The sequence below is a fragment of the Hahella sp. NS-SX17 genome (assembly GCF_057367735.1).
Genome location: NZ_CM170632.1, coordinates 1,163,822 through 1,188,109, shown reverse-complemented (window position 1 = coordinate 1,188,109; position 24,288 = coordinate 1,163,822). Strand labels below are relative to the sequence as shown.

The window sequence follows — 24,288 nt, the reverse complement described above, 5'->3', positions numbered from 1 at the left end:
CGCCTTTCGGCGCCCTTTTTTTATCCATTCTGTCATGGCGCATCGCCACTCATATCGAGCAGTCTAATCGGCGGCGCATTCGCCGATTACAATTTCTACACAAAACTCAAAAAAGCATTATTTCCATATAAAACAGCAAGATAATTTGCACCACCATCCCCCCTCAGCCGAACATGACAACCGTTACAGGTATCTTCACGTACCTTCGCTCACTTGAATAATTAACTGCATACACTATAGTCCCCAGAAAAATGCGCATGTCACCCGTTTTACCAAAGCGAGTTCGTATCCAGTATGAGCCTGACCACGTCAGCCCACCGTTCAGGCGCCCTTGGCGTCATACCTCCCCTCTTCAGCATGCTGATCTTTGTTATCGGCCATGGCCTGTTAACCACGTTACTGACCGTGCGCATGTCTGCGGAAAATGTTTCCACCTTCGCCATCGGTATGATTTCCACCGCCTACTTCGCCGGGCTGGTGATCGGTTCTTTCGTAAACGCCAAGCTCATCATTCGAGTGGGACACATTCGCGCCTACGCTGCCTACGCCTCTATGCTGGCCAGTGTCGCCATCATGTATGGGCTGGTGGTTGAACCCTATACCTGGGCCTTTCTGCGCCTGCTGGGCGGATTCGCCACTGGCGGCCTGTTAGTAGTGATCGAGTCCTGGATGCTGGTATCCAGCTCATCCGAGAACCGCGGCAAGGTCATGGCGGTATACATGATTCTTTTCTACGCCTCGCTGGCGGGTGGGCAGTTGTTGCTGAAATACATCGACCCTCTGTCGCTGATTCCCTTCGCGCTGGCCGCTATCGCCGCCTCCCTGTCTGTGGTGCCGCTTTCCCTGACCCGCGTACCCATGCCGGAAATGGGCGAACCGCACCCACTCAGCATGATCGAGCTGGTTCGACTCACGCCGGCGGGCGTGTTGAGCAGCTTCATGTCGGGAATGGTATTGGGCGTGGTGTACGGTCTGTTGCCGCTGTTCTTCACCCAGTCCGGCTACGACCTGGATTGGGTCGCCAACCTGATGGCGGTGGTGATCATAGGGGGTATGGCGCTGCAATATCCGGTTGGCCGCGCTTCAGACCGCTACGACCGACGTCTGACGCTGACGGCGTTGGCGGCGGCCTTGGCGATTCTCAGCAGCATCATGAGCCTGATGAGCTATGGCGCTGGCGGCAGCAACGCGATGATGGCGCTGATGATTTTTCTGCTGGGCGGGGTTGCTTTCTCGATTTATCCCATCAGCCTCAGCCATGCCTGCGATGAACTGCGGCCGGAACAGGTTATCAGCGCCAATCAGGGCCTGCTGATCGCCTACAGTATCGGCGCCATGACCGGGCCGCTGGTGGAGCCGGCGTTTGTCGCCATCATGGGACCCAAAGGCATATTCACTTACTTCGCCGTGGTGTCTCTCGCCCTGGTTGGATTCCTATTGTGGCGCCGGAGAGTCAGAACTCCTGTACCGCTGGAAGAGCATCAGGCTTATGCCCTGACCACCCCGAACACGCCTGTTATGGCGGAGTTCGACCCGCGTTCGGATCACGAAGATGAACTGAACGAGGAATCCGACGGCGAAGAGAAAGCGGCGTAACTTACTCCGCTTCTATTGAAGCAGGCTGCATGGGGCGCTTCTCGCGATCCCGCAGCCCAACCAGCAATACGTTTCCGCCAGCGCTCACTTTAACTTCCCCATAGCGGGCGGCTTCGTAAAATTCGCCCAACCCTTCCTGAAAGAAAAATGCGTCCGAGGCAATTTTGATCCGCCCTCCTCTGATCCGATACAGCATCGCCACTTCAGATGCCCCCGCCTCGTCCCCCGATTGCGCCAGGCGTTGGAAACGGGCGACCTTATCTTCATCCAGCGTTGCGATCAGGTATCCGTCCGCCGTCTCCACGGCTTCCTTAGCCCCCAACGCATTGTGGATATCCCCCGCCAGCGAATAGCGCAGGCGCATATAGTCTCCCTGCATAATTGAGCGGGGATCGCGAGGCGCCAATTCCAACAGCACCGTTTCGCCGCTTGCGAGCAGCCTCTCCTTGGCGATGATCAGCCCGTTGCATACCAGTAAAACCAGCACCAGACCGCCCCATAGAATACGTTTGCGAAAAGCCTCGGTCATGACGTGGCCTCCCCGTCGACGCCAATACGATCAAGCAGCATGCATACGCCAATCAATACAGCGCCAGTGGCGACAAGGCTGACAGACTTCGCCAGCAGGCTGATTTCGATTCCGTAGAAGTAGGCCGCCAGGAACACAGACAAGAACACCACGCCTGCCCCGATATAAAAAGTCCTGCGTTGCGCTACGCCCACTACCAGCGCCAAAGCCGCAACCATTAACCCTGGCGCATTATGCGCCGTTACTGCAGCAATCAGCGCAGTCGCGACAAGGATCGCCGGCGCGCGTTTGTCCTCGCCGAAGACAGGAAACAGCGCCCGCCAAAGCGACCAGACTAAAACCGCCGCTATTCCCAGGGTGGAAATCCAGGGATTGGGATAGAACACAAAGTCGTCCATTAAGTCAGGCAGTACATAGACCGTCGACAACAACGACCATCCCAACGCCGCGACAATCATCCCCGCCGCAAGAGGCGACGTCAGGGACTCGTATCGGCGTAACCCGTTTTGAGAGTCATTCAGAGTCAACCAGGCGAAACCCGCCGCCAACAGGGGGGGTGCGAGGGGTATCAGAGCCTGTTGCTTGTGGATATATAACAATATGGCTGCTGCGATGCAGATAAAGAGAACGGACAGAAAGCGATGGGCGCGATCGGCGAACACAGGAATCAAAACCAGATTAAGCAAGGCTAACGTCGCCAGTACGCCATCCACGTCGTTAACCAGATCCATTTCTTCCAGGCCAAAGCCCAGCATCAATTGGCCAGCCATGCTGGTCGCCAGCGCGACCTGGTTAACGAACAAATGATCCACTACACGGCTCAAAACAGCTGCGCCGCCAATGAACAGTATTCCCAGGACAATATATCCCCCGTCGGACGCCATCAGGCTAACCCCTAACGCGAAGGCGATAAACAACCAGCTGCCCAGCCATGCGCCGAAGCCCACCAGCGCCTTGATGAACCAGGGTTGCTCTTCAAACTGTAACAGCCGTTGCTGCAGCGGCGCGGGTAATTCAGACGCCGCCGTAATAGCGGAGTTATCCGCCCGCATGCGCTCCAACAGCTGCGCCAGCGTCAATGTATCACTACGCATTTGGAGCCCCCCTGCGAATCTTACGCGCCAGTTCACGCAACCAAAGCGCAGCGAAGGCGGTTTGCCCGATCACCAGCAACGCCATAAACAACGCAAACTCGAAAGAATCCGCCCAAAGCCTTGCAATCAGGGAGTTCAATACCAAGATGATAGCAAGAGCGCACTCCGCAAGAATCAGTAAGTCAGGCCTGCGTCGTTGATAAAACCAGAGGCAGGCGCCGACCACCAGGATAAACCCGACAGGCGTCAGTTGAACTAAGCGTTGTCCACGCTCCCAGCCGTCAAATATGACAGACAAGCTGGCGCAAGCCATTAACGCTAATACGCCGGTAGCGATAACGCGGGGAAACCAGCGCCCCCGCATCCAGGTTACGCCCCGCTCGGCGCAGTGTTCCCATGCAACCAAAATCAGGCCATTTAGACATAACAGCGATAACGCCAGGCCCTGGTCCCACACCATCTGCCCGAGCATCAGCAGTGGGCCGCCGATGTCTTCGCTCCAGCTTGCGTGGGGATAGAGCATCTGCGTCCAATACAGTATCAGGGACAAGTTGGCCAACACTGCCGCCAGCATCCATAAACCTGGCTGCCGACCAATGACAACCCAGGCCGCCGCCAGAACGCCCCAGGCGATAAACAGTCCATAGGGGTCTGCGCCGGTCTGATATATCTGTCCGTACACCGCCAAATGGACACCGGCTAAAAACGCAGCGGCGAACAGGCAGCAACGCCCGACGAGGCTATCCAGTCCTTTACGCCAAGCGCCCAAAGTCCCCACCGCGACACCCGCCTGGATTAAAGCGAATTTAGCGAACTTATGCAGGTCCTGCCAATTGAAGGCAAAAAACGCCGCGACTCCGGCCAATATCAACGCCGCGCCGCACAGCATAAAAAACAGGCGGCATCTGACCAGCCAATCCTGACGCGAGGGCTGATAGCCGGCATGACTCAGCGCTCGCTCAAGCGTCGCCTGATCCCACAGCAGTTCCTTGGCGAGAGAGAAGATCAAGGCGCGGGAGATAGGCAGTTCGGCTGCTTCTTTTGCCGTTGAAGGGGGTAAATTCTGGTTCGTCTGCATAGGCGGATTTTCATAGGGTCATTAGCCGGTAGTCTATCCCAGACTCGCTTATTAGAATACTTTTCTATAATCAAGTCCGGTTGACAATGTTGATGAAGTTCACGCCAAAAGGCTGATCTTTTGGCTAGAGTTTTCCCTAATCGACATCGCCGCGCGCGGCCTCAACGAAATCGGCGCCCATTGCGAGTCCATTCCCCGAGTTTATAGCGGCGTTGCTTATGACTTCTGTCGCCTGCATGGCGCGCCCGCTCCCATCCACACCTGGCAGACCACGGATGGAGAGGCGCACATGCTGGTAGTGGATATCGTCGTATCGGGCGTGCTTGATACCTTGTCCCTGCCCTACACCATTTACAAGCAGTCCAAGCTGGGCAATATCCGCATCCAGTGATCGGGGCGCAAACCCAATGGATAGTGAGTTGGCTGGCTGTGCAAGCCGTGGAGCTTACGCCGGGTCGTCCGACGGCTCCATACGGCTGCAAACCCGGTTACGGCCTTCCTTCTTGGCCTGATACAGGCATTCATCGGCGGTGGACAGCAGGTTTTCACGACTGATGTGAGGACCAGGATAGCAAGTCACCAGCCCCGCGCTGATGGTGACGATCTTCTTGCCATCGTTATGCTCATGAGCGATCGCCAGTTTGCGCACGGCGTTCAACATGGCGTCAGCGAAGCGCTGCCCGCCTTCTGCGTCCGTGTCCGGCAGAATGACAACGAACTCCTCTCCCCCCAGGCGAGCGACAAAATCCGTATTGCGCTTGCGCACTTGATAAATCATTTTGGCCACTTTCTGCAAACAGGCGTCGCCGGCAGGGTGACCATAGAAGTCATTGAATCGCTTGAAGTTATCAATATCGATCATAATCAGTGATAACGGCTCTCGAGCCCGGCAGGCGCGGAACCATTCACGTCGATAGACTTCCTGGAAATTACGCCGGTTTGGCACGCCGGTGAGGGCGTCGGTCAATGTCAGTTTCTTCAGCAAGTCCCGATTGCGCACCAGCTCCAGCAAGTTACGCGTTCGCGCTTTGACGATAGAGTGGCTGTAGGGTTTGATAATGTAATCAATAGCGCCGGCCTCCAGGCCCCGCGTCTCGTCCTCTGCTGAGTCCCGTGAAGTGACGAAGACAATGGGAATATCGCGGGTTTCCGGCTCACGCTTTAGCTGTTTGCAGACCTGATAGCCGTCCGTGTCCGGCAACACTACATCCAGCATGATCAAGTGCGGATGCGCCTCACGGGCGATCTGCTTGGCCTGTTCGCCATTAACCGCAAAGAACAGCTCATACTCGTCCCCCAGCATGCTCGCCAGGGTTTCGATATTGCTGACGGAGTCGTCCACGATCAATACGCGTTGCTTGGTTTGCGGTCTACCGCCTCCCAGGGTCAGCTCGGTTTCTTCCAACGACAACTGAATCTGGCGCAGGAATAACTCTTCCCGCTCCTGGGCGTTGCGCAGTTCCGACTTCATTTCCCGCAACACCAACTGAGTGTTGACCTTGGCGATGAGTTCGAACCAATTGAACGGTTTAATGACATAGTCCACGGCGCCTTGTTTGTAGCCGTTGACCATGTCGTCCACATCATTTTTCGCAGTTAGAAAAATGACGGGAATATGCCGGGTATTCGCGTTGCTCTTAAGCCTGCGGCATACTTCAAAGCCATCCATGCCGGGCAACTGGATATCTAGCAAAATAATGTCCGGTAAGTCCCGGATCGCCATTTCCAGCGCCTCTTCGCCAGTCATGGCGAACTCCACTTCGTGCACTTCTTTGAAGATGTTATGCAGAAGCTCAATATTGGTGGCCTGATCATCCACCACCAAAATACGCCCGGCCGGTTGTTGCTTAGCCATAGGTCGTCGCTCTAATCGTCTGTTCGTATCAGGGTTCGCAAACGTCTTAACGCTTCCAGCGCCTCTTTAAAGTTCAACTTCTGTAAGTTTAATAGCAAATCCTGATTTTCTCTCTTTGCGGCGTCACTTAATACGTATGCGTTGACTTCTTTAGCGACGTCCCTGGCGCGTAAGTTATTGCTGGAAATAAGTTTTTCCAGCTCATCCAGTATTTCCAGCAATGCCCCCCGAGCTAAGGGCCCATCCTCGTTCTGAGGCTGCGGCTCGGGTTCGCCGTTGCTTTCCAGTTCCAGCAACAGCAGCTCCGCCTGACGCGCCGAGCCGGACATTTCGTCCAATGCGTCCGCCAGCACCACCAGGGACTCGTTTCTCACCTGCCCCAGGCGTATCTCCTTTTCCAGAGTCATAGCGGCTTGATACACACCCTCGGCGCCGAGATTACCGGCTTCGCCTTTCAGGCTATGGGCCAAATGTTCCGCCCCCTGCTCATCGCCTTGGTCCAGCATGTCCTGCAAACGGGCGCAGGCGTGAGAATTGTTTTCAATAAAATCCACGACCAGATGCAACAGCAGCGATATATTACCCAGGAAGCGCGCTTGCGCCTGCTGCCAGTCGATCCCCGGCAGGTCCAGTTCGATGGAGTTCTCCGTAATCTTGCGGGCCGGCTTGTCCACGGATGACTCTGACGGCTCGATGCGTTTCGCCGGAGGCGCTTCCTGCATCCACTCCTTTAACGTCCGATACAACTGGTTCACGTCGATAGGCTTGGTAATATAATCATTCATACCCGCCTTAAGGCAACGCTCTTTATCACCGGCGATCGCCATCGCCGTCATCGCAATGACCGGCGTTTTATCCAGACCCGGCAGTTTGCGCAACAATTGCGTCGCCTGCAAGCCATCCATTTCCGGCATCTGAATATCCATGAATATCAGATCCCAGAGCCCTTCTTTCCGGTACAGGGCGTCTTTGATACGGTTAATAGCCTGCAGACCGTTGTTGCAGATGTCCACGCGCAAGCCCAGATCTCCCAGCAGATGGCGGGCTACCTCCTGGTTACCAGGGTTATCCTCCACCACCAACACTTTGCCCGACACCCGCGGACGCGCCACTGGGCCGACTTCTTTCACTTCCTGCGCAGGCGGCGCCTCGTCAGTATCCACCTGAAAGCCTGCGGTGAACACAAAGGTGCTGCCTTTGCCAGGAGTGCTCTTGGCCCAGATCTTCCCCCCCATCAATTGCACCAGTTGCTTACAGATAGCAAGCCCCAGTCCAGTGCCTTCATAACGTCGGCTCAGACGGCTATCCACCTGGCTAAATGCCGCGAACAGACGCGACAGGTTTTTCGGCGCAATGCCTACGCCAGTGTCACGGATAGAAAAACGCAGCATCACGGGGCCGTCATCGCCAGCTTCTTTCTTATACAGCCGCACCGTCACGACAATCTTACCGCGCTCCGTAAATTTAATAGCGTTATTCACCAGATTGAGCAGGATCTGCCCCAGTCGGTCCGGGTCGCCTTTCAAACGTTGCGGCACATCCTGGGATACGGAGAAGATCAGCTCCAACTGTTTCTCCGCCGCCTTCGCCGCCTCCATTTGCGCCAACTGTTGCAATACGCCGTCGAGACTAAAAGGCCGGTTTTCTATCTTGAGTTTGCCCGCTTCAATCTTGGAGAAATCGAGAATGTCGTTAATCAGCGCCAGCAGGGACTTGGCGGCGACGTTGATACGGTTGAGAAAATCCGTTTGCCTGGCGTCCAGGTCAGTACGCTGCATCAGGTAACACATGCCCAATATCGCATTCATGGGCGTGCGAATCTCATGGCTGACGTTGGCGACGAAGAAGCTCTTGGCTTCACTGGCGGTTTCAGCCTGTTCCTTGGCCAGGATCAGCTCTTTTTCCGTCTGCTTGCGCGCATCGATTTCACCACGCAGTTTTCGTATCAGGATATTGATCGCCACCCAGGCGATCAGCAAGAGACATAGCGTCAGCAGCGCGTCCATCAAAAACGCATGCTGCATGTTGCGCTTGAGTTTGCTGAAAAACAGATGACTGACCTCAAACCGGGCGATTCCCAGAAGTTCATCGGTCACCCGGGAATACAGTTCAATCTGCGCGGCGTAACACCCCATACAGTTGCGCACGCCCCAGGTGCGATTGAGAATCCCCGAAGGCGCGTTCAACACCGTGTAATCCAGCTCCAGTGTCACGCTTTGAAAAAAAGGGGTCTCCGACACCGGGTCAGTCAACAACAACACCTGATCAATGACGCGTTCCACCCGCTCCCGGTCCACGGGTTGCCCGGGATGCTCCGTCAACACATCCGCCAGCGCCACCCCCTGCGAGTAGGCCAGTATCTGGGCGTTCGCCTGCGCTTCTTCGCTTAGACGGGGCTCCAGCCCGAGAAACCAATAAACCGCGAGAACGCCTTCCAGCGCCAGCGCGAGTAGTGAAAATGCAAGCGTGGCGGCGATAGGCACACGGGATCGCTCTGCACGGATGTCACGGGCCATAAGTTTTCGCCACCTTCAGAAAAAACGCTTTAATGCGAATCTGCGAGTCCGCCAGCGTCTGCAGATTGATGTAAGGTTTGATGTGCGCCTCTACCGCGAGACCGCCCAACACGCCTTTAGCCACATCGCCTGCAAACGGAGAATAGAGCACCACCTGCTTGTCGACGCCAAAGTCGATCAACGGTTTCAATTCGTCGTCAAAAAGCTTTTCGATGACGAAAACGCCTGCCGGAGGCGCTGTCTGATATTTGCTCAACGCAAAGTCGTTAGAAATCTCAACCCGAATAGGAAACCCTCTCACCCGCGCCTGCTGCTCGCCTTCGCCCAATTCCAGCAGCTCGCGGCCGTAAAACTCCGCCTTGGCGCTGTTATTGGCGTAAACAAGCACTATTTTCAAATAATCGTCGTGGGTCTTCTTGGTTTCAATATCCTGATCCGCCGCCAATAAGGCCCGGAATAATTTCAGGCCGGCGCGGATACGGCGCTCTTCCATGTTGTCCGCGTGCGCCGTTTCCCACCAGCCGCAGCTGACAAGCACCAGAAACAAGAATAGAAGTCGCTTGAAATTATGCGAATCAGAAAGAGAGTGAATCAGCATAAAGGGTTATCGAACCCTGAACCGGTCTTGCGGCGACGCATTCGCGCGATGACTTCGTCGCCAGTTCGGACGCCAAGAGGCTGTTGACGTTTCGGCATTATTTGTTCGCTAATTTGATCCGCATGAGTGGGCACAACCTTTCCACGAATCGAATTATAAATCAAGTTGAGAGATGGCATAGCCCACAGTACGGGCCGCCCGGCTTCAGACCGCCTGCTTGCGGGGACTAGCGCGGTATCCGCTGTCGATGGAAAGAGCGCACAGGCCAGCCAACGCCCGCACGAAAGCCAGCCGCTCTTCCGGGGCGGTCATGCCACTTTCTTCATCCGGCTGAAACAGCAAACATAAGAGACCAATGCGTCGTCCCTGGCGATTTTTAAGGGGCATCGCTACCGCACTAAGCCGCTCGCTGCCGACGTGATTCAGGAGACTCTCATGAGTGCCGCAACGGGCGGCGGAATCGTAGGTGACGGCGATAACGCTCAGATCATCCTGATACGTCGCCTGCACAAAGGCGATGTTTTGATCAGACATACACAACGACGGCATTGCGTGATGGGTCTTGGCGCCATGCCTGGTCTGAAAGCACGCAGGCCACAGATGCTCTTCTTCCGGGTCGATGAGATAGACCAAAGAACCCTCCGCCTGGCTCATATGCATCGCGTTCAGGGATACTTCGTGCAGCAAGCGCTCAAAGTCCCGCTCTTCCGCCAAGGTTCTGGTCAAACCAGTGAAGCGGCTGATGGTGTTTTTCATCAACTCAATGGCGGACGCCAAAGAGTCGATATCGCTGATTGAGGACTTCACCGTCAATGGCGAGACAAAGTCCAGCCGCTGAATACGGCGGGTCTCTTCCGCCAGGTTTTTCAAAGGGCGCGCAATCTGATTGGCGAAAAACAGGGCGAATGGTAAGGCCAGAATCACGATAACCAGAGTGATAACGCCAGACTGGTTGGTGATTTCATAAGCTTCCGCCAACAACTCGGATTCGGGCGCCAGGATCATCAGGTTAGCGGTAAAGCCCACCAGGTTAACGGGGCGGGTAACTCCCAGCCAGCGCTCGCCATGGGAGTCAAAGAAAAAGTCAGAGCTGGCGGATTCCTTCCGCCGCATGATGAAGTCGCGAATCTCCGGGCTTTTCAGGTCCGCCAGTTGCAAGATGCGAAGTTTCTCCGGATCGTTGTCCACCACAATCGTGGCGGGGTCCAAACTACCGATTACGCTGCCGTCATGGGTATAGATCAGCATTTGCGAAGAAGGGCTTACTCGGTTTTCCTGCAGTGTCTGCGACAGCGACTCCAACGTAATGTCCGCCGCGAACACCGCCCCGCTGGCGGAGTCCTGCTTTACGGCAGTAACGCCAACCTTGCCAATGAAGTAATACAGATAAGGTTGCGTAGTAGTGACGTCGCGCGTATAGGCCGCCAACCGATACCAGGGGCGTACAGTCGGGTCATAATTGGTGTAGCCGAGATCTTTCTCGCCAACTTGGTTCAGCGCTTCATCGTAGTAGAAACGCATAAAGGCGTTCGCGCCATCGCTGCGTTCAATATTATCCACCACATAATGCGCGCCGAGAGGCGCATCAAAACGTTTCAGAAGATATTCAGAGTTGAGGTTGCGGATGATGAAATATTCTGAGTCCGCATATCCCACAGACAGCGCGGCGACTTGCGGTTGCGCCCGTAAAACGGCCACCAGGCTGGGCAGGTGCTGCAAACGCCCGTCAAGATCGGTTTCCTGCACCAGAGGAGACAGAGAAAGCAGTTTGACGGTGGCGGAGACGGGGGAATAGCCGGCGTAAAAGGCGCCGCTGACGTCCGTGGCCACTCTATCAAACAGGTGATGTGTAGACGTAATGAATATGTCCGACATCTTCTGGTGGTGGAACCACCCTAATACCGCGCCGAATGTCAGTAACAGCGCGATAAAGGCCATCGCCAAATGAAACTGGATCGAGTGCTTGGCTCTACGTCTTTTAGTTCGAAACACATTGTCGTCCGAATCTGGGCGTGTTAATCCTTACTACCCTCAATACAGTTTATGTAGCCATATAAACTGTCGACTGCAGAGGCATACGTAGTAACACGTAACTTTAACACAATTGGGAGGGCCAGGCTCCGCAATTTCGCGATTAATCCGTAATATTCGCTCTGGTCTAGTCCTTTAAAAAAGGTCAGGGGCGCTCAGAATTACCAAATTAGCATTGGCTTGACAACTTGTTCCTGTCCTCTCGGACAGGATAGCCGGCGTCAATTTTTGGGGCGGCCCGACGAAAACAGAACATTCTATCGCATTGGGATCCAATTATGATTGATTTTCGCAGCGACACAGTAACTCGTCCCAGTCAGCCAATGAGGGCCGCCATGGCTGCCGCAGAAGTCGGCGACGATGTCTACGGCGATGATCCAACAGTCAACCGCCTGCAGGACATAGCGGCCGAGATGCTAGGCTATGAAGCCGCCTTGTTCGCCTGCAGCGGCACCCAGACCAACCTGCTGGCGTTACTCAGCCACTGCCAGCGTGGCGATGAATATCTTGTGGGACAGCAAGCGCACACTTACAAATATGAAGGCGGCGGCGCAGCGGTGCTGGGCGGCATACAGCCTCAACCTATTGAACATGAGGCGGATGGGACGATTTCCCTGGCGAAAATTGAGGCCGCTATCAAGCCTGACGACTTTCATTTCGCCCGCACCCGCCTGCTTAGTCTGGAGAACACACTGGGCGGCAAGGTGATCCCCCAGGATTACATCAGAAACGCAACAGAGCTTGCCCATCGCCGAGGACTCGCCACGCACTTGGATGGGGCCCGCCTGTTTAACGCAACCGTCAAGCAGGGCATTGACCCTAAAGAGGTCACGCAATACTTCGACTCGATCTCAATTTGCCTGTCAAAAGGTCTCGGCGCGCCTGTCGGCTCCCTGCTATGCGGCGACAAAGCCTTTATCGACACCGCACGGCGCTGGCGAAAAGTCTGTGGCGGCGGCATGCGCCAAGCCGGTGTGCTGGCCGCCGCGGGCGTCATAGCGTTGCAGTCAGGAGTTGAACGCCTGCAGGAGGATCATGATAACGCCGCCTATCTGGCGCAATGTCTGGCGGATACCAATTTGTTCGATGTAGATATGAGTCTGGTTCAGACCAATATGGCGTTCGCGACTTATCGAGGAGATGACCTCAACGCTCTGACGCAGCATCTGAAGTCACAAAACATTCTAATTTCACCTTCATCGACAATCAGGTTCGTTACTCATCTCGATATTTCACGGGATGACATTGATCGACTGGCCCAAGCGGTGATGGCGTTTAAAAAATAAGCTCTGCATATTGGGGCCTGATTGATGGCCCCGATACTTTCGCCCTGCCCAGCAACACTACAAATAGTTCTCTTTTTGAGCAACTTTCCGCTCTCTATCGCGAACTGCGTAACTCTTTGTAAAAAATAAATTTTCCAGTCTGACTACCTGTTAGGAATAATATGCTATATTTTGTCTGTTAATTATTTTTAATAAAGCAACGGGCATTAAGGATTAACTATGAGCGACGTTTATTCTACTCCGCAATCCAACCTCACTCCGGAGCGTAGTGGAGACCGCAGGTGGGGCTCGCTGGAAGACGGCGTTAACGGCAACTACCACTTTAGGGTGGGCGATCTGATCAGCGAGGCGTGGGAGCGCACCAGTGGGGCGAAAATGACCCTCATCCTCGCGGGGATAGTCTACATCGCTGTCATGTTCGGCGTTTCCATCGTCACCAGCATCATCTTCGGCATTGTCACCCCTGACAACGCAGTAATCGCCATCATTCTGGGATTAGTAAATCAGGTGGTCATTTCTGCGATCACGCTCCCTCTAGCGATGGGCATGTTTATGCTGGGCTTAAAGCGTTCAGTTGACGCGCCTATAAATGTAGGAGAAATCTTCAACTACTTCAGCAAAGTCGTCCCGCTTCTTATTGGTATGATTTTGATGTATCTGCTGATCGCACTTGGGTTTGTGCTGTTGATCATTCCTGGCCTCTATTTGGCTGTCAGCTATTATCTGGCGCTGCCATTAATCGCGGAAAAGGATCTGTCGCCCTGGCAGGCTCTGGAAGCCTCACGCAAAGCTATCACCAAACGCTGGTTTGCTGTTTTTGGTTTGTTCCTGCTGCTGGGCCTGATCAACTTCGTGGCGATGATCCCGCTGGGCATCGGCCTGATCTGGACAATCCCCATGACCATGATCTGCTACGGCGCCCTGTACCGGAATATCTTCGGCATTGAAGAACACACTATGGCGAGCTAAACGCCGCATAACTCTCTATACGAAAAAGCCAGCGCAACGCTGGCTTTTTTACGGCCTGATGTAGGTCAAAGGTCTTCCAGATTATTCAACTGAATACTTAGCGCGGCGCCAGAGATATGTATCTCCACCAGACAGATCACAAGAGAACCCAATAACAGAAACAAGCTTACTCCCAGCAACCCTTCCCCAACGTACTCCAGCTCCAGAATCAAACTGCCCATGGAGAGCGTACAGGAAATAAAAGCCATGACTCCCAGGGACTGCATCCAGCGAATCAGATGAATCCGCTTTCGTAAATGCAGAATCTGCTGCTTCATATGACGCTCCTTCGTCTCATTTAATTGCTTGTACAAAGAACGTATCAACTGAGCGATCACCAAGAATCGATTGGTGTAGGCCAACAATAGCAAGGATATGGCGGGAAACAGTAGTGCAGGCGTAGAGATGTTCAGCATAGTAAAGCGCAACAGAGACCTTGAGTTAACAGCTGGATTATCCATCAAATCACAAAGCAACATCACACGCCAGACGTATGACGTCATGCTTAGAAGGACGGATTAAAGTAGGTAATGGAAAAGAAAATGGCTCGCATTCTGCGAGCCGTTGAGATCAGTTGTCGTCGAGGTGACGGCCCAGGAGGGCGTGGTAGATGTTCTGGTCGTTGATGACGCCGGATATTTCTTTTTCACCACCCACCAATATGGCATGGCCGGTGTAATGGCGTATCGCCACCACGTCCCGCATGAGCGTTTCCGCCGGAATAATCGTTGGTAGTTTTTGCAGGCTTTCCACTTCCTGGCCCTCGCTCCAGCGCTGCACAGGAAACACTGCGTCCGCGTATCGGACCTGGCTTTCCTCCAGGTTGTCCGCCGTTTTCAGCCAGTAATCGTAGCGCTTGCTGACGCAGATTTCGTCCGCCGCCTTTTCCTCTTTGGTCAGCGGACGCATCAGTGATTGCGCCAGCAATACATTGACCGGATTGGTGTGCGAAACAAAGCTGCGCACATACTCATTGGCGGGGTTCAGCACAATGTTCTCCGGCGTATCGTGCTGCACGATGCAACCATCTTTCATAATGGCGATATGGCTGCCGAGCTTCAGCGCCTCGTCCAGATCGTGACTGACAAAAACCACCGTCTTATTCAGCTTTTCCTGCAGGCGCAACAGCTCATCCTGCAACTGATTTCGAATCAGCGGGTCCAACGCGGAAAACGGCTCATCCATCAGAATAATGTCCGATTCCATCGCCAGCGCCCGCGCCAGACCAACGCGCTGTTGCATCCCACCAGACAGTTCGCCGGGTTTGGTGTCGCGCCATTGCGCCAATCCTACCAGCTCCAGCTGCTCGTCCACGCGCTTTTTCACTTGGGAGCGGCTCATTCCCTTCATTTCCAGGCCAAACGCGACATTCTCGCCCACGGTCAGCCAAGGCATCAGCGCAAACTTCTGAAACACCATGGTGATGCGCTCCAGGCGCAGCTTGCGTTGTTGCTCCATTGGCAGCGCGAAGAAGTCTTGTTCTCCCTCTTCCGTGGTGATCAGCACCTGCCCCCGGCTCACTTCATTCAAGCCATTCGCTGTGCGCAACAGGCTGGATTTGCCGGAACCGGATAGCCCCATCAGCACGCAGATTTCGCCCTTTTCGACTCTCAGGCTGGCGTTGTTGACAGCGACAGTGTGTCCGGTGCGGTCAAGGATCGCTTCCCTGTCCTGCCCTTCATCCAGCAGGTCCAAAGCCTGCTGCGGCTGGTCGCCGAACACCACGTCTACGTTTTTAAACTCAATCATGGCAATTGCCCACTACTTTTTCAGCAGAGACCAAGCGCTTTGCGCTCAGGCTCTTTTAAACAGTCTGTCCAATAAAATGGCGATCAGTACGATAGCCAGGCCGGCTTCAAAACCGGTTGCGATATCCACCGTATTCAAGGCGCGCACCACCGGCTTGCCCAGCCCGTCGGCGCCGACCAGGGCGGCGATGACCACCATGGACAAAGACAACATGATGCACTGGGTGACGCCCGCCATAATGCTGGACATCGCTGCGGGAATCTCGACTTTCAGCAACAGCACGCTGGGTTTACAGCCGAACGCTTTGCCGGCTTCCAATAACTCTTCCGGCACCTGAGTGATGCCCAAGTGCGTCAACCGAATCGGCGCAGCGATAGCGAAAATCACGGTTGAAATCAAACCGGGCACGACGCCGAGACCAAACAGGGTCAGGGTCGGTATCAGATAAACAAAGGTCGGGATCGTCTGCATCAAATCCAGCAGCGGACGCATACCGCGATATAGCCAGGGTCGATGTGCGGCGGCGATGCCAATAGGAACGCCAAACAGCACGCAGAATCCAGTCGCAAACAGGACCAGCGCCAGCGTTTCGATGGTTTCCTCCCAATACCCCATATTCCAGATTAGGCCCAGGGCGACCAATGCGAACAACGGCGATGACCAGTTGCGATGACGCCAGGCGGCAAACGCCACGATGACGGCGATAAATAACCAGGGCGGCGCAAACAACAACGCTTCGGTGAGCCCCTGGATCAGGTATTCCAGACAAACGGCGACGCCGTCGAAGAAGGCGCCGCCATGGTCGATGAGCACATCGACCAGGCTTTCCATCCAATCGCCGACTGGCAGTTTGTAGCTGCTAAGAGCGCTCAAATTACTACTCCAGTCCATACCTGCGCCTGCTTACATCAGGTCCAGGTGTTTTTTCACTGCCGGCGCTGCGGGCTTGCCGTCAATGGTTTTCACCCCCTGCAACCAGCCTTCGACGCTATCGAAGTTTTCCTTCAGCCAGGCTTTGGCCGCTGCTTCAGGCTTTTTCTTGTCATCCAGAATCGCGCCCATGACTTCGTTTTCCATCTGCAGGGAAAACTCCAGGTTGTTCAGCAGTTGCGCCAGATTGCCGCACTCGCTCATCAGGCCTTTACGCACATTGGTGAATACAGACGCGCCGCCGAAGTTGGGGCCGAAGTAGTCGTCGCCGCCGCTGAGGTAAGTCAGCTCAAAGTTGGCGTTCATCGGATGCGGCTCCCAGGCCAGAAACACCATCCACTCTTTACGTTTGACGGCTCTTTTCAGCTGCGACAGCATGCCTGCTTCGCTGGACTCCACGACTTTAAAATCCTTCAGGGCGAAGGCGTTTTTATCGATCATATCCTGAATCAGACGGTTGCCGTCATTGCCAGGCTCAATACCGTAAATACGGTCTTTGAACTTATCCGCATGCTTGGCGATATCCGCGAATGTTTTCACGCCCGCTTCCGCCACATAGGAAGGCACCGCCAACGTATACTTGGCTCCTTCCAGGTTCTTGCCAACGACTTCCACAGACTTGTTTTCCACATAGGGGCGAATATCCGCTTCCATGGTCGGCATCCAGTTGCCCAGGAATACGTCCACATCCCCATTTTCCAGCGACTTGTAGGTCACCGGCACAGACAGCAGCTGGGATTCCGTGGAATAGCCCAGTCCCTGCAGAATGACGGAGGTCAACGCAGTCGTGGCGGTGATGTCGGTCCAACCGACATCCGCAAAAGTGACTTCTTTGCAGCTTTGCGCGCTATAGGCGTTAACACTCGTCAATAACATCAGACCGCTGATCAACAGTCGCTTGAAGTGGTTCATTATTTTTCCTCTCTTCAATCGTTCCAGAAATGGTTGGGGTCCGCCCTCGCAAGAGGACGGCCATGGCTACCGCTGCTTGTTCGCGTAGTCGGGATGGATCCAGACTGGCGCATCGCTGGGCGGCAGCGTCGAAACACCGAGAATGTGATCTGCGCACTTCTCGGCCATCATAATGGTCGGCGCGTTCAGGTTGCCGCTGACGATGCTGGGCATGATGGAGGCGTCCACCACTCTCAGCCCTTCAACGCCCCTGACTTTCGCCTCGGAATTCACCACCGCCATCGGATCGTCGTCCGCCCCCATTTTGCAGGTGCAGGAGGGGTGGTAAGCGCTGTCTGCTCTCATGCGGATGAACTCGTCTATTTCCGCATCGCTTTTTACAGCCGGGCCAGGACGAATCTCCTCGCCACGGAAAGGATCAAGCGCCTTCTGCGCAAAGATTTCCCGAGTCAGTTTCACGCACTGGCGCATTTCCCAGCGGTCGCGCTCCGTCGCCAGATAGTTAGGCTCCAGCAGCGGATGCTGGCGCGGGTCTCGGGACACAACCTTCAAGTAGCCTGTAGAGGTCGGGCGCATCGGCCCAACGTGCGCCTGGTAAGCGTGCAATTGCGGGTCGACGCGACCGTGGTCGATGACCTGAGACGGCAGGAAGTGATACTGGATATCCGGGTGCTTCACGCCTGCTTCGGTACGGATAAAGCCGCCCGCTTCCAAATGCGCGGTGCGGCAGGCGCCGCTATCATGGTTCAGGAACCACTTCACGCCTTCCAGAGTCTTACGCGGCTGTTTGGTGTAGGTGTATAACGTCAGCGGTTGCGTGCAGGCTTGCTGAATATAAAACTCCAGGTGATCCTGCAGGTTCTGGCCTACGCCAGGAACATGTGCGACTACCGGTATTCCTAAAGACTGCAGTTGCGCTTCGTCGCCGATGCCCGACAGCATCAATGTCTGCGGCGAGTTGATGGCGCCGCCGGACAAAATGACTTCCCGCTCCGCCTTAACCTTGACCAGCACGCCGTTTTGCTCGTACTCAACGCCAATGCAGCGACCTTTGTCGAACAACAGGCGAGTCACCATGGCGCCCGTCTCAGCCGTCAGGTTGGGACGCGACAAAGCCGGACGCAAATACGCCTGAGCCGCGCTCCAGCGTTTGCCCTGCTTGATGGTCATGTCCATCACGCCCACGCCTTCCTGCTGATAGCCGTTCATGTCCTCGGTATAAGGATAACCCGCTTCCATTCCCGCTTTGATGAAGGCGTCGAACAAGGGGTTCTTTTCGTCCCCGGTATGCACGTTCAATGGGCCCGCATTGCCGCGATAGGCGTCGCCCCCGCGTTCACGGGTTTCCGCCTTGCGGAAGTACGGCAACACGTCTTTATACGCCCAGCCCTTGGCTCCTTCCTCTTCCCAGCGGTCATAATCCAGGGCGTGACCACGGATATAAACCATGGCGTTGAGAGCGGAACCACCGCCCCAGACACGCCCACGCGGCCAGTACAAACGACGCTTGTTCATGAACGCCTGGGGCTCGGTGTGGTAGAACCAGTTGTACTTCTCATCCGCCAGATTGAACGTCAACGCGGCGGGCATATGGATTTTCCAGGTATCATCTTTACGGCCCGCTTCCAGCGCCAGCACATTGAACTTGCCGCTTTCGGAAAGACGGTTGGCCAGGACGCAGCCTGCTGAGCCGGTCCCGACGATGATGTAATCAAAACTATTGGTAAACTGCTTGTCAGCCATAACGCTCGCTCAAAAAGGTGATTCCAGGTCCGTCATGCCGACGTAGACGGCCTTGATTTGGGTGTAATGATTCAGGGTGGCCATGCCGTTTTCGCGGCCGATGCCGGATTGCTTGTAGCCGCCTACCGGCATTTCCGCCGGCGAATAGCCGAAGCTGTTGATCCAGCAAATGCCCGCCTGCAGCCTGCCGATCACACGATGGGCGCGACGGATGTCATTGGTGAACACCGCCGCGGCCAAGCCATATTCCGTATCATTGGCGCGCGCAATGACCTCTTCTTCGTCCTCAAAGCTGAGCACGCTCATGACGGGCCCGAATATCTCTTCCCGCACGATGCTCATGTCATCGCGACAGTCCGCGAACACAGTGGGGGCGACGAAGTAGCCATTCTCCACGCCTTGCGGGCGCACCCGCTCGCCGCCGCAAACCAGCCTCGCTCCTTGCTGCCTGCCCTGCTCGATGTATCCCATGACTTTTTCCATATGCGGCGCGGAGATCAACGCCCCCAGGTTGGTATCGGGATGCATGGGGTCGCCGATGACCACATTGCTCTCGACGCGCTCTTTCACTCGCGCCAGAAAACGGTCGTAAATCTCTTTATGCACAAGCACACGCGTACCATGAGTACAGACTTCGCCCTGGGTGTAGAAGTTTCCAAGCAATGCAGCGGAGACGGCGTTTTCCAGATCGCAATCATTGAATATCACCAGCGGCGATTTGCCGCCCAGCTCCATGGTCACGTCTTTCAGAGTGGAGGCGGAGTCCGCCATTACTTTCTTGCCGGTCCCCACTTCCCCCGTGAAGGAGACTTTGGCGATGCCAGGATGGGCGGTCAGCATGCGGCCGACGCGATGATCGCCTTGCACCACATTGAAGACGCCGGCGGGAACGCCCGCTTCAACGAAAATTTCCGCCAACTTCAAGGCGCCTAACGGGGTTTCTTCGGAAGGCTTGAACACCATCGCATTGCCCGCCGCCAAGGCTGGCGCGGATTTCCAGCAAGCGATCTGCAGAGGATAATTCCAGGCCCCAATGCCGGCGCAGACGCCTAAAGGCTCTCGGCGGGTGTAGTAAAAGTCTTCGCCCAGGGATTGCTGATTGCCTTCGATCGACGCCGCCAGGCCAGCGAAAAACTCAATACTGTCAGCGCCAGTCACTACGTCCACGACACTCGCTTCCTGCCAGGGCTTACCAGTATCCAGGACTTCAATACGCGCCAGCTCATCGTTCCTTTCCCGTAACAGGGCCACGGCCTTCTGCAACACGCGTCCCCGTTGCATGCCGGTCATCGCGGACCATTCTGCGAATCCGCGATTCGCGGATTCCACCGCCGCTTGCACCAGACTTTCACAAGCCTGTTCAACGCGGTAAATCAGTTCGCCTGTAGCGGGATTCACCACATCAAAGGTCTCGTTCGATGTGGACGCCCGATAAGCGCCGTCAACAAAAGACTGATAAACAGGAATGCTCATGCTTTATGTTTTCCTTCAAACAACTCACTTACGTAGTTCTTACAAATGCGTTCCGCCTGTACGACGGACAAACCACCAGAGCTGAGCGCGCTGCGCAGCCACAAACCGTCGATCAGGGCGGCGATGGCGTGAGCCTGATCCTCCACTTGAGACGGAGGAAGAATTTCGCGCAGGCTCACCTTTAAGTTGGAGAACAACCGTCGCTCATTAACTCTCTGCAGCCGGGCTAAACGCGGGTCATGCATGGCCTGGGCCCAGAAAGCCATCCAGGTCTTCGCCGCCCTTTCACTGACCTGCAGTTTGCTGAAGTTGGCTTCGACAATGGAAAGAAGGCGGCTGTATGGCGAACCGTCCGAAGACTTGGCCAACTCTTTCAACAGAGAGCTTTTCAGGGCTTCCAGCAGGTAGCGGACAGTCGCCTCCATCAGCGCCTGCTTGCCTCCGAAGTAGTGGCTGATAATTCCAGTGGAAACACCCGCGTAACGGCTAATGGAATTAATGGTCGTGCCCTGAATGCCATAGGCTTCCACCGACTTAAGGGTGGCTTCTATCAGCTGCTCTTTTTTCTCTGCTTCGACGACGATCTTGGGCATTTTTTATTGATTGAATGTTCAATTAAAAACACACCCTAATAGTTTGAGTTCAATATTTCAATTTTGAAAAAGGAGAGACGAAGAGGGAGACACCTAACGAAATAGAGATTAAATTACTTTAATTACAAACATTTAAGCAGCATAATCTGCACTCGCAGCAACAAATGTAACTTTTTGTAATTGGCAAATATTTAGCGTTCTAAATAGGAAAGAAAGGCGAAACCTAAATTTCCTTTGAGCAGCAACCTTTTTACAGAGGGTCGCTTTCAAACAAAGGTATAAACAGGGGAACAGGGAGCATGTTAGCGCCAGCAACACACCTGCAAAGCCGTCAGGGGTCACCATCTTCGTTTAAAGTCCCTGAGTTCTTCGCTAACGCGCTGAGTCCGGGACCCACCATGGGTTTTACAGACTTGGCGTCAATGGGTTCCTTACACTCAGGGCAGACCAATGTCGCCGCCATCTTCTTGCCGCACCCCAGATGAACATACTCAACCGGCGGCCCAGCTTCTTCAGCCATGTATTTATCCCCCCAACCCGCCATAGCCAGGATCACGGGATATAAATCCATCCCCTTGCGGGTAAGCCTATACTCATAACGGGCCGGACTCTCCTGATACAGCGCTTTGCGCATCACGCCGCTTTCGACCAGTTTGTTCAGACGGTCCGATAAGCGGTGACGGGTAATCTGCAAGTGCTTCTGGAACTGTTCAAAGCGGCGTACGCCCAGGAATGCTTCACGAATAACCAGCAGCGTCCAGCGGTCGCCGATGACAGAGAGGGTGCGGGCGATTGAACAGGGAATATCTTGAATTTCACTCCAGCGCATAAACGAGTACGGCGTCCTCTCTGGGTTAACGGAAGCGAGATGGAAAACGCCAGGAAGTATAGCTTTACAGGTTCCAGTTTGGAATTTACTATTTTACAAGTTCCAAAATAGAACTAATAACAAAGGAGAGTGATCATGCCTGATGCAGAGACAGTTGAAGAGCGCATCGACCCCTCTGTGTGGAAACCCACCGCGTGCATCCTGTGCAGCATCAATTGCGGCCTGGAAATGCAGGTGGACCAGGGACGCATCGTCAAGGTCAGGGGCGATAAGCTGGCGCCGAACTCTGAAGGCTATATCTGCCAGAAAGCCGCCAAACTGGATCACTACCAAAATCATTCCGCTCGCCTGCGACAACCGCTAAAACGCCAGCCAAACGGCGAATACGCGCCTATCTCCTGGGACGCCGCCATCGCCGAGATCACTGCGCGCATGCGCGACATCAAGTCCCAGCATGGGGGCGGCGCATTCGCCTACTATGGAGGCGGAGGCCAGGGCAACCACTTGGGCGGCAGTTATTCCGGGGCTTTGCGGGCGGCGTTGGAAACGCCCTATTTATACACCGCGCTGGCGCAGGAAAAGACGGGGGATTTCTGGGTAAACGGGAAACTGTTCGGTCGCGAAAGCTGTTTCGTGCTGGAAGGCATGGAACACGCCGATTACTGCATCGTGCTGGGCGCCAATCCTTATATGGCCCACGGCGTGCGTAAAACCCGAGACCTGCTGAAAGCCTACAAGAAAGATCCCAACCGCACCCTGGTCGTCGTTGACCCACGAGTCAGCGAAACCGCCAAAGACGCAGATATTCATTTGCGGGTGCGCCCCGGAATGGACGCTTACCTGCTCGCCGCCATCATCGCCGTCATTTTTCAGGAAGCGCTGGAAGACAGGGAATTCCTGCGTCAACACACCAACGGTTATGATGAATTGCGCCGCCATTTCATCGACCTGCCAGTGGAGCAGTACGCGACCATCGCCGGCGTCGATCCCGAGACAGCGCGGCAGGTCGCCCGAGGTTTCGCCACCGCCAAATCCGCGACGGTCAGAGCCGACCTTGGCATCCAACACAGTTTACACAGCACGCTGAATTCCTATCTGGAAAAGCTATTGTTTCTGGTGACAGGCAATTTCAATAAGCAGGGCGGCAATCACTTGATGGCGCAATTCGCCCCGTTGATCGGTCATTCCAAAGCCGATGACAAGAATACTGCCGTCACCGGGATGCACGGCATCGCCAAACTGTTTCCGCCCAACATTTTGCCCCAGGAAATCGATAGCGATCATCCTGACCGTATCCGCGCCTTAGTGGTGGACAGCGCCAATCCCGCCTTATCCGCCGCTGATACGGAAGCCTATCGGAAAGCATTTGAGAAACTGGAGCTGATGGTGGTGATTGATGTAGCGATGACGGAAACCGCCCGCCACGCGCACTACATATTGCCGGCGGACAGTCAGTTTGAAAAAGTGGAGTCCACCTATTTCACATTCGGTTTCCCTACCAACTATTACCATCTGCGTCGCCCCATACTGCCTCGCAGCGGCGACACGCTTCCCGAACCGGAAATCTACCGGCGTATGCTGGTCGGCCTGGGGGCGATTCCCGACCGCTTTCCACTACTGGAAAAAGCAGCCAAACTGGACCGTCGCCTGCCGGTCAGCCGCGCCTTTCCATTAGCGCTGGCGGCGGCGTTGAAGCGCCATCCACAATGGCGCAAGTACGTCCCAGTCATTTTATACGCCACCCTTGGCAAGGCGTTGCCGGAAGGCATGCAATCCGCAGCGGCGATCTGGGGCGTCTGCCAGATGTACGCCGCCAAGTTCGGTTCGCAAGTCCAGCGCACCGGACTGCCAGGCAAGGGCTACACACTGGGGCTGGCGCTGTTCAATCGTTTTCTGGAGAGTCCCAGACCTGCGCCCATCGCCACCTTCAAGGTGGAGGAAACCTGGAATTTGATAAAAACCAGGGACCGCAGAGTAAACCTGTATATACCCGAACTGACTGAGTGGCTGGATCGTTTGAAAACAGAGGGTTTTAGTGAAGACAGGGATTATCCGTTCATCCTGGCCGCTGGCGAGCGCCGCGCCTATAACGCCAACCAGATCTATCGTGGACCGGAGTGGCGCAAGACGGACAAGGAAGGCTTACTGCGCGTTCACCCCTCCGATCTGGCCAAGCTGGGACTGGTTTCCGGGGATAAAGTGCGCTGCCGTTCCCGACGAGGCGCGGTGGAGGCCATCGCCTCCGCGGATGAGAGCGTTCTGCCAGGAGTACTGACGCTGCCTCACGGCTTCGGCATGCTCTATCAGGATGAGCAGGGAAGACAGCTGCGCAATGGTCCGGCGATCAACATGCTGACGGACGCACAACACTGCGACCCCATCGCCAAGACGCCTTATCACAAATGCGTCCCGGTTGCGCTGGAAGCCGTTGACGTCTAACCAGCATTCCCAGCCGCCGCAAAAAAGGC

At 55.2% G+C, this 24,288-nt stretch carries 20 protein-coding genes; 5 read left to right on the top strand and 15 right to left on the bottom strand.

Annotated elements, in window-relative coordinates; genetic code table 11:
* Window positions 1-294: 294 nt before the first annotated feature.
* Entirely contained in the window at window positions 295-1,596 is a 1,302-nt protein-coding gene (locus AC2IBB_RS05410) for an MFS transporter (protein WP_486331880.1), read from the top strand.
* Window position 1,597: 1 nt separating this feature from the next.
* Here AC2IBB_RS05410 and AC2IBB_RS05405 read toward each other — a convergent pair whose 3' ends face one another.
* The 3 genes from AC2IBB_RS05405 to AC2IBB_RS05395 are packed head-to-tail and all read right to left on the bottom strand — an operon-like array spanning window position 1,598 to window position 4,297.
* Window positions 1,598-2,125 (bottom strand): GDYXXLXY domain-containing protein, encoded by a 528-nt coding sequence (locus AC2IBB_RS05405; protein ID WP_486331879.1) that lies wholly within the window; start codon window positions 2,123-2,125, stop codon window positions 1,598-1,600.
* Window positions 2,122-3,219, bottom strand: a complete 1,098-nt coding sequence (locus AC2IBB_RS05400; protein WP_486331878.1) for a DUF4401 domain-containing protein — start codon at window positions 3,217-3,219, stop codon at window positions 2,122-2,124. The genes AC2IBB_RS05405 and AC2IBB_RS05400 overlap by 4 nt, the downstream gene beginning before the upstream one ends.
* Window positions 3,212-4,297, bottom strand: coding sequence for a DUF2157 domain-containing protein (locus tag AC2IBB_RS05395; protein ID WP_486331877.1), 1,086 nt, complete (start codon window positions 4,295-4,297; stop codon window positions 3,212-3,214). Before AC2IBB_RS05395 ends, AC2IBB_RS05400 begins: the two co-directional genes overlap by 8 nt.
* A 112-nt stretch (window positions 4,298-4,409) precedes the next feature.
* Here AC2IBB_RS05395 and AC2IBB_RS05390 point away from each other — a divergent pair, with 112 nt between their 5' ends.
* On the top strand, window positions 4,410-4,688 hold the full coding sequence (locus AC2IBB_RS05390) for a YceK/YidQ family lipoprotein (RefSeq protein ID WP_486333925.1): 279 nt from the start codon (window positions 4,410-4,412) through the stop codon (window positions 4,686-4,688).
* 54 nt (window positions 4,689-4,742) lie between these two features.
* On the opposite strand, the gene AC2IBB_RS05385 is transcribed toward AC2IBB_RS05390, so the two are convergent.
* The 4 genes from AC2IBB_RS05385 to AC2IBB_RS05370 all read right to left on the bottom strand — a co-directional run bounded on the left by AC2IBB_RS05385 (window position 4,743) and on the right by AC2IBB_RS05370 (window position 11,258).
* On the bottom strand, window positions 4,743-6,152 hold the full coding sequence (locus AC2IBB_RS05385; protein ID WP_011394829.1) for a response regulator: 1,410 nt from the start codon (window positions 6,150-6,152) through the stop codon (window positions 4,743-4,745).
* A gap of 11 nt (window positions 6,153-6,163) precedes the next feature.
* Window positions 6,164-8,668, bottom strand: coding sequence for an ATP-binding protein (locus AC2IBB_RS05380; protein WP_486331876.1), 2,505 nt, complete (start codon window positions 8,666-8,668; stop codon window positions 6,164-6,166).
* The gene (locus tag AC2IBB_RS05375) at window positions 8,658-9,266 is read right to left on the bottom strand and encodes a hypothetical protein (protein ID WP_486331875.1); all 609 of its coding nucleotides are present in this window, start codon (window positions 9,264-9,266) and stop codon (window positions 8,658-8,660) included. The genes AC2IBB_RS05380 and AC2IBB_RS05375 overlap by 11 nt, the downstream gene beginning before the upstream one ends.
* A 204-nt stretch (window positions 9,267-9,470) precedes the next feature.
* Window positions 9,471-11,258 carry a HAMP domain-containing protein gene (locus AC2IBB_RS05370; protein ID WP_486331874.1) on the bottom strand — a complete coding sequence of 596 codons (1,788 nt, stop codon included), beginning with the start codon at window positions 11,256-11,258 and terminating at the stop codon, window positions 9,471-9,473.
* A gap of 317 nt (window positions 11,259-11,575) precedes the next feature.
* Here AC2IBB_RS05370 and ltaE point away from each other — a divergent pair, with 317 nt between their 5' ends.
* Together ltaE and AC2IBB_RS05360 are read left to right on the top strand one after the other, a co-directional pair.
* Window positions 11,576-12,583, top strand: coding sequence for a low-specificity L-threonine aldolase (gene ltaE, locus AC2IBB_RS05365; protein ID WP_486331873.1), 1,008 nt, complete (start codon window positions 11,576-11,578; stop codon window positions 12,581-12,583).
* Between the two features lie 219 nt (window positions 12,584-12,802).
* Complete coding sequence (locus AC2IBB_RS05360) at window positions 12,803-13,552, top strand: DUF975 family protein (RefSeq protein WP_486331872.1); 750 nt, start codon at window positions 12,803-12,805, stop codon at window positions 13,550-13,552.
* A 65-nt stretch (window positions 13,553-13,617) separates the two neighbouring features.
* On the opposite strand, the gene AC2IBB_RS05355 is transcribed toward AC2IBB_RS05360, so the two are convergent.
* The 8 genes from AC2IBB_RS05355 to AC2IBB_RS05320 all read right to left on the bottom strand — a co-directional run bounded on the left by AC2IBB_RS05355 (window position 13,618) and on the right by AC2IBB_RS05320 (window position 21,820).
* Window positions 13,618-14,007 (bottom strand): DUF2721 domain-containing protein, encoded by a 390-nt coding sequence (locus tag AC2IBB_RS05355; RefSeq protein WP_486331871.1) that lies wholly within the window; start codon window positions 14,005-14,007, stop codon window positions 13,618-13,620.
* 154 nt (window positions 14,008-14,161) lie between these two features.
* Complete coding sequence (gene choV, locus AC2IBB_RS05350; RefSeq protein ID WP_486331870.1) at window positions 14,162-15,340, bottom strand: choline ABC transporter ATP-binding protein; 1,179 nt, start codon at window positions 15,338-15,340, stop codon at window positions 14,162-14,164.
* Window positions 15,341-15,385: 45 nt separating this feature from the next.
* The gene (gene choW, locus AC2IBB_RS05345) at window positions 15,386-16,231 is read right to left on the bottom strand and encodes a choline ABC transporter permease subunit (RefSeq protein ID WP_486331869.1); all 846 of its coding nucleotides are present in this window, start codon (window positions 16,229-16,231) and stop codon (window positions 15,386-15,388) included.
* 12 nt (window positions 16,232-16,243) lie between these two features.
* On the bottom strand, window positions 16,244-17,182 hold the full coding sequence (locus AC2IBB_RS05340) for a choline ABC transporter substrate-binding protein (RefSeq protein ID WP_486331868.1): 939 nt from the start codon (window positions 17,180-17,182) through the stop codon (window positions 16,244-16,246).
* A 66-nt stretch (window positions 17,183-17,248) separates the two neighbouring features.
* Window positions 17,249-18,925 carry a choline dehydrogenase gene (betA, locus tag AC2IBB_RS05335; protein ID WP_486331867.1) on the bottom strand — a complete coding sequence of 559 codons (1,677 nt, stop codon included), beginning with the start codon at window positions 18,923-18,925 and terminating at the stop codon, window positions 17,249-17,251.
* Window positions 18,926-18,934: 9 nt separating this feature from the next.
* Window positions 18,935-20,398 carry a betaine-aldehyde dehydrogenase gene (gene betB, locus AC2IBB_RS05330; protein ID WP_486331866.1) on the bottom strand — a complete coding sequence of 488 codons (1,464 nt, stop codon included), beginning with the start codon at window positions 20,396-20,398 and terminating at the stop codon, window positions 18,935-18,937.
* The gene (betI, locus tag AC2IBB_RS05325; RefSeq protein ID WP_486331865.1) at window positions 20,395-20,991 is read right to left on the bottom strand and encodes a choline-binding transcriptional repressor BetI; all 597 of its coding nucleotides are present in this window, start codon (window positions 20,989-20,991) and stop codon (window positions 20,395-20,397) included. The genes betB and betI overlap by 4 nt, the downstream gene beginning before the upstream one ends.
* A 331-nt stretch (window positions 20,992-21,322) precedes the next feature.
* A complete protein-coding gene (locus tag AC2IBB_RS05320; protein WP_486331864.1) occupies window positions 21,323-21,820 on the bottom strand; it encodes a winged helix-turn-helix transcriptional regulator in 498 nt (165 codons plus the stop codon).
* A 135-nt stretch (window positions 21,821-21,955) separates the two neighbouring features.
* Here AC2IBB_RS05320 and AC2IBB_RS05315 point away from each other — a divergent pair, with 135 nt between their 5' ends.
* Window positions 21,956-24,259: a molybdopterin-dependent oxidoreductase gene (locus tag AC2IBB_RS05315; RefSeq protein WP_486331863.1), complete on the top strand. Its 2,304-nt coding sequence runs from the start codon at window positions 21,956-21,958 to the stop codon at window positions 24,257-24,259.
* Window positions 24,260-24,288 lie beyond the last annotated feature (29 nt).

Bases quoted from the DNA above. Each gene is read 5' to 3' on its own strand.
- AC2IBB_RS05385 (WP_011394829.1), bottom strand. From the start codon at position 6,152: ATGGCTAAGCAACAACCGGCCGGGCGTATTTTGGTGGTGGATGATCAG.
- AC2IBB_RS05360 (WP_486331872.1), top strand. From the start codon at position 12,803: ATGAGCGACGTTTATTCTACTCCGCAATCCAACCTCACTCCGGAGCGT.
- AC2IBB_RS05410 (WP_486331880.1), top strand. From the start codon at position 295: ATGAGCCTGACCACGTCAGCCCACCGTTCAGGCGCCCTTGGCGTCATA.
- AC2IBB_RS05380 (WP_486331876.1), bottom strand. From the start codon at position 8,668: ATGGCCCGTGACATCCGTGCAGAGCGATCCCGTGTGCCTATCGCCGCC.
- AC2IBB_RS05315 (WP_486331863.1), top strand. From the start codon at position 21,956: ATGCCTGATGCAGAGACAGTTGAAGAGCGCATCGACCCCTCTGTGTGG.
- AC2IBB_RS05320 (WP_486331864.1), bottom strand. From the start codon at position 21,820: ATGCGCTGGAGTGAAATTCAAGATATTCCCTGTTCAATCGCCCGCACC.
- AC2IBB_RS05340 (WP_486331868.1), bottom strand. From the start codon at position 17,182: ATGAACCACTTCAAGCGACTGTTGATCAGCGGTCTGATGTTATTGACG.
- AC2IBB_RS05400 (WP_486331878.1), bottom strand. From the start codon at position 3,219: ATGCGTAGTGATACATTGACGCTGGCGCAGCTGTTGGAGCGCATGCGG.
- AC2IBB_RS05355 (WP_486331871.1), bottom strand. From the start codon at position 14,007: ATGCTGAACATCTCTACGCCTGCACTACTGTTTCCCGCCATATCCTTG.
- choV (WP_486331870.1), bottom strand. From the start codon at position 15,340: ATGATTGAGTTTAAAAACGTAGACGTGGTGTTCGGCGACCAGCCGCAG.
- AC2IBB_RS05405 (WP_486331879.1), bottom strand. From the start codon at position 2,125: ATGACCGAGGCTTTTCGCAAACGTATTCTATGGGGCGGTCTGGTGCTG.
- ltaE (WP_486331873.1), top strand. From the start codon at position 11,576: ATGATTGATTTTCGCAGCGACACAGTAACTCGTCCCAGTCAGCCAATG.
- betB (WP_486331866.1), bottom strand. From the start codon at position 20,398: ATGAGCATTCCTGTTTATCAGTCTTTTGTTGACGGCGCTTATCGGGCG.
- AC2IBB_RS05375 (WP_486331875.1), bottom strand. From the start codon at position 9,266: ATGCTGATTCACTCTCTTTCTGATTCGCATAATTTCAAGCGACTTCTA.
- choW (WP_486331869.1), bottom strand. From the start codon at position 16,231: ATGGACTGGAGTAGTAATTTGAGCGCTCTTAGCAGCTACAAACTGCCA.
- betA (WP_486331867.1), bottom strand. From the start codon at position 18,925: ATGGCTGACAAGCAGTTTACCAATAGTTTTGATTACATCATCGTCGGG.
- betI (WP_486331865.1), bottom strand. From the start codon at position 20,991: ATGCCCAAGATCGTCGTCGAAGCAGAGAAAAAAGAGCAGCTGATAGAA.
- AC2IBB_RS05395 (WP_486331877.1), bottom strand. From the start codon at position 4,297: ATGCAGACGAACCAGAATTTACCCCCTTCAACGGCAAAAGAAGCAGCC.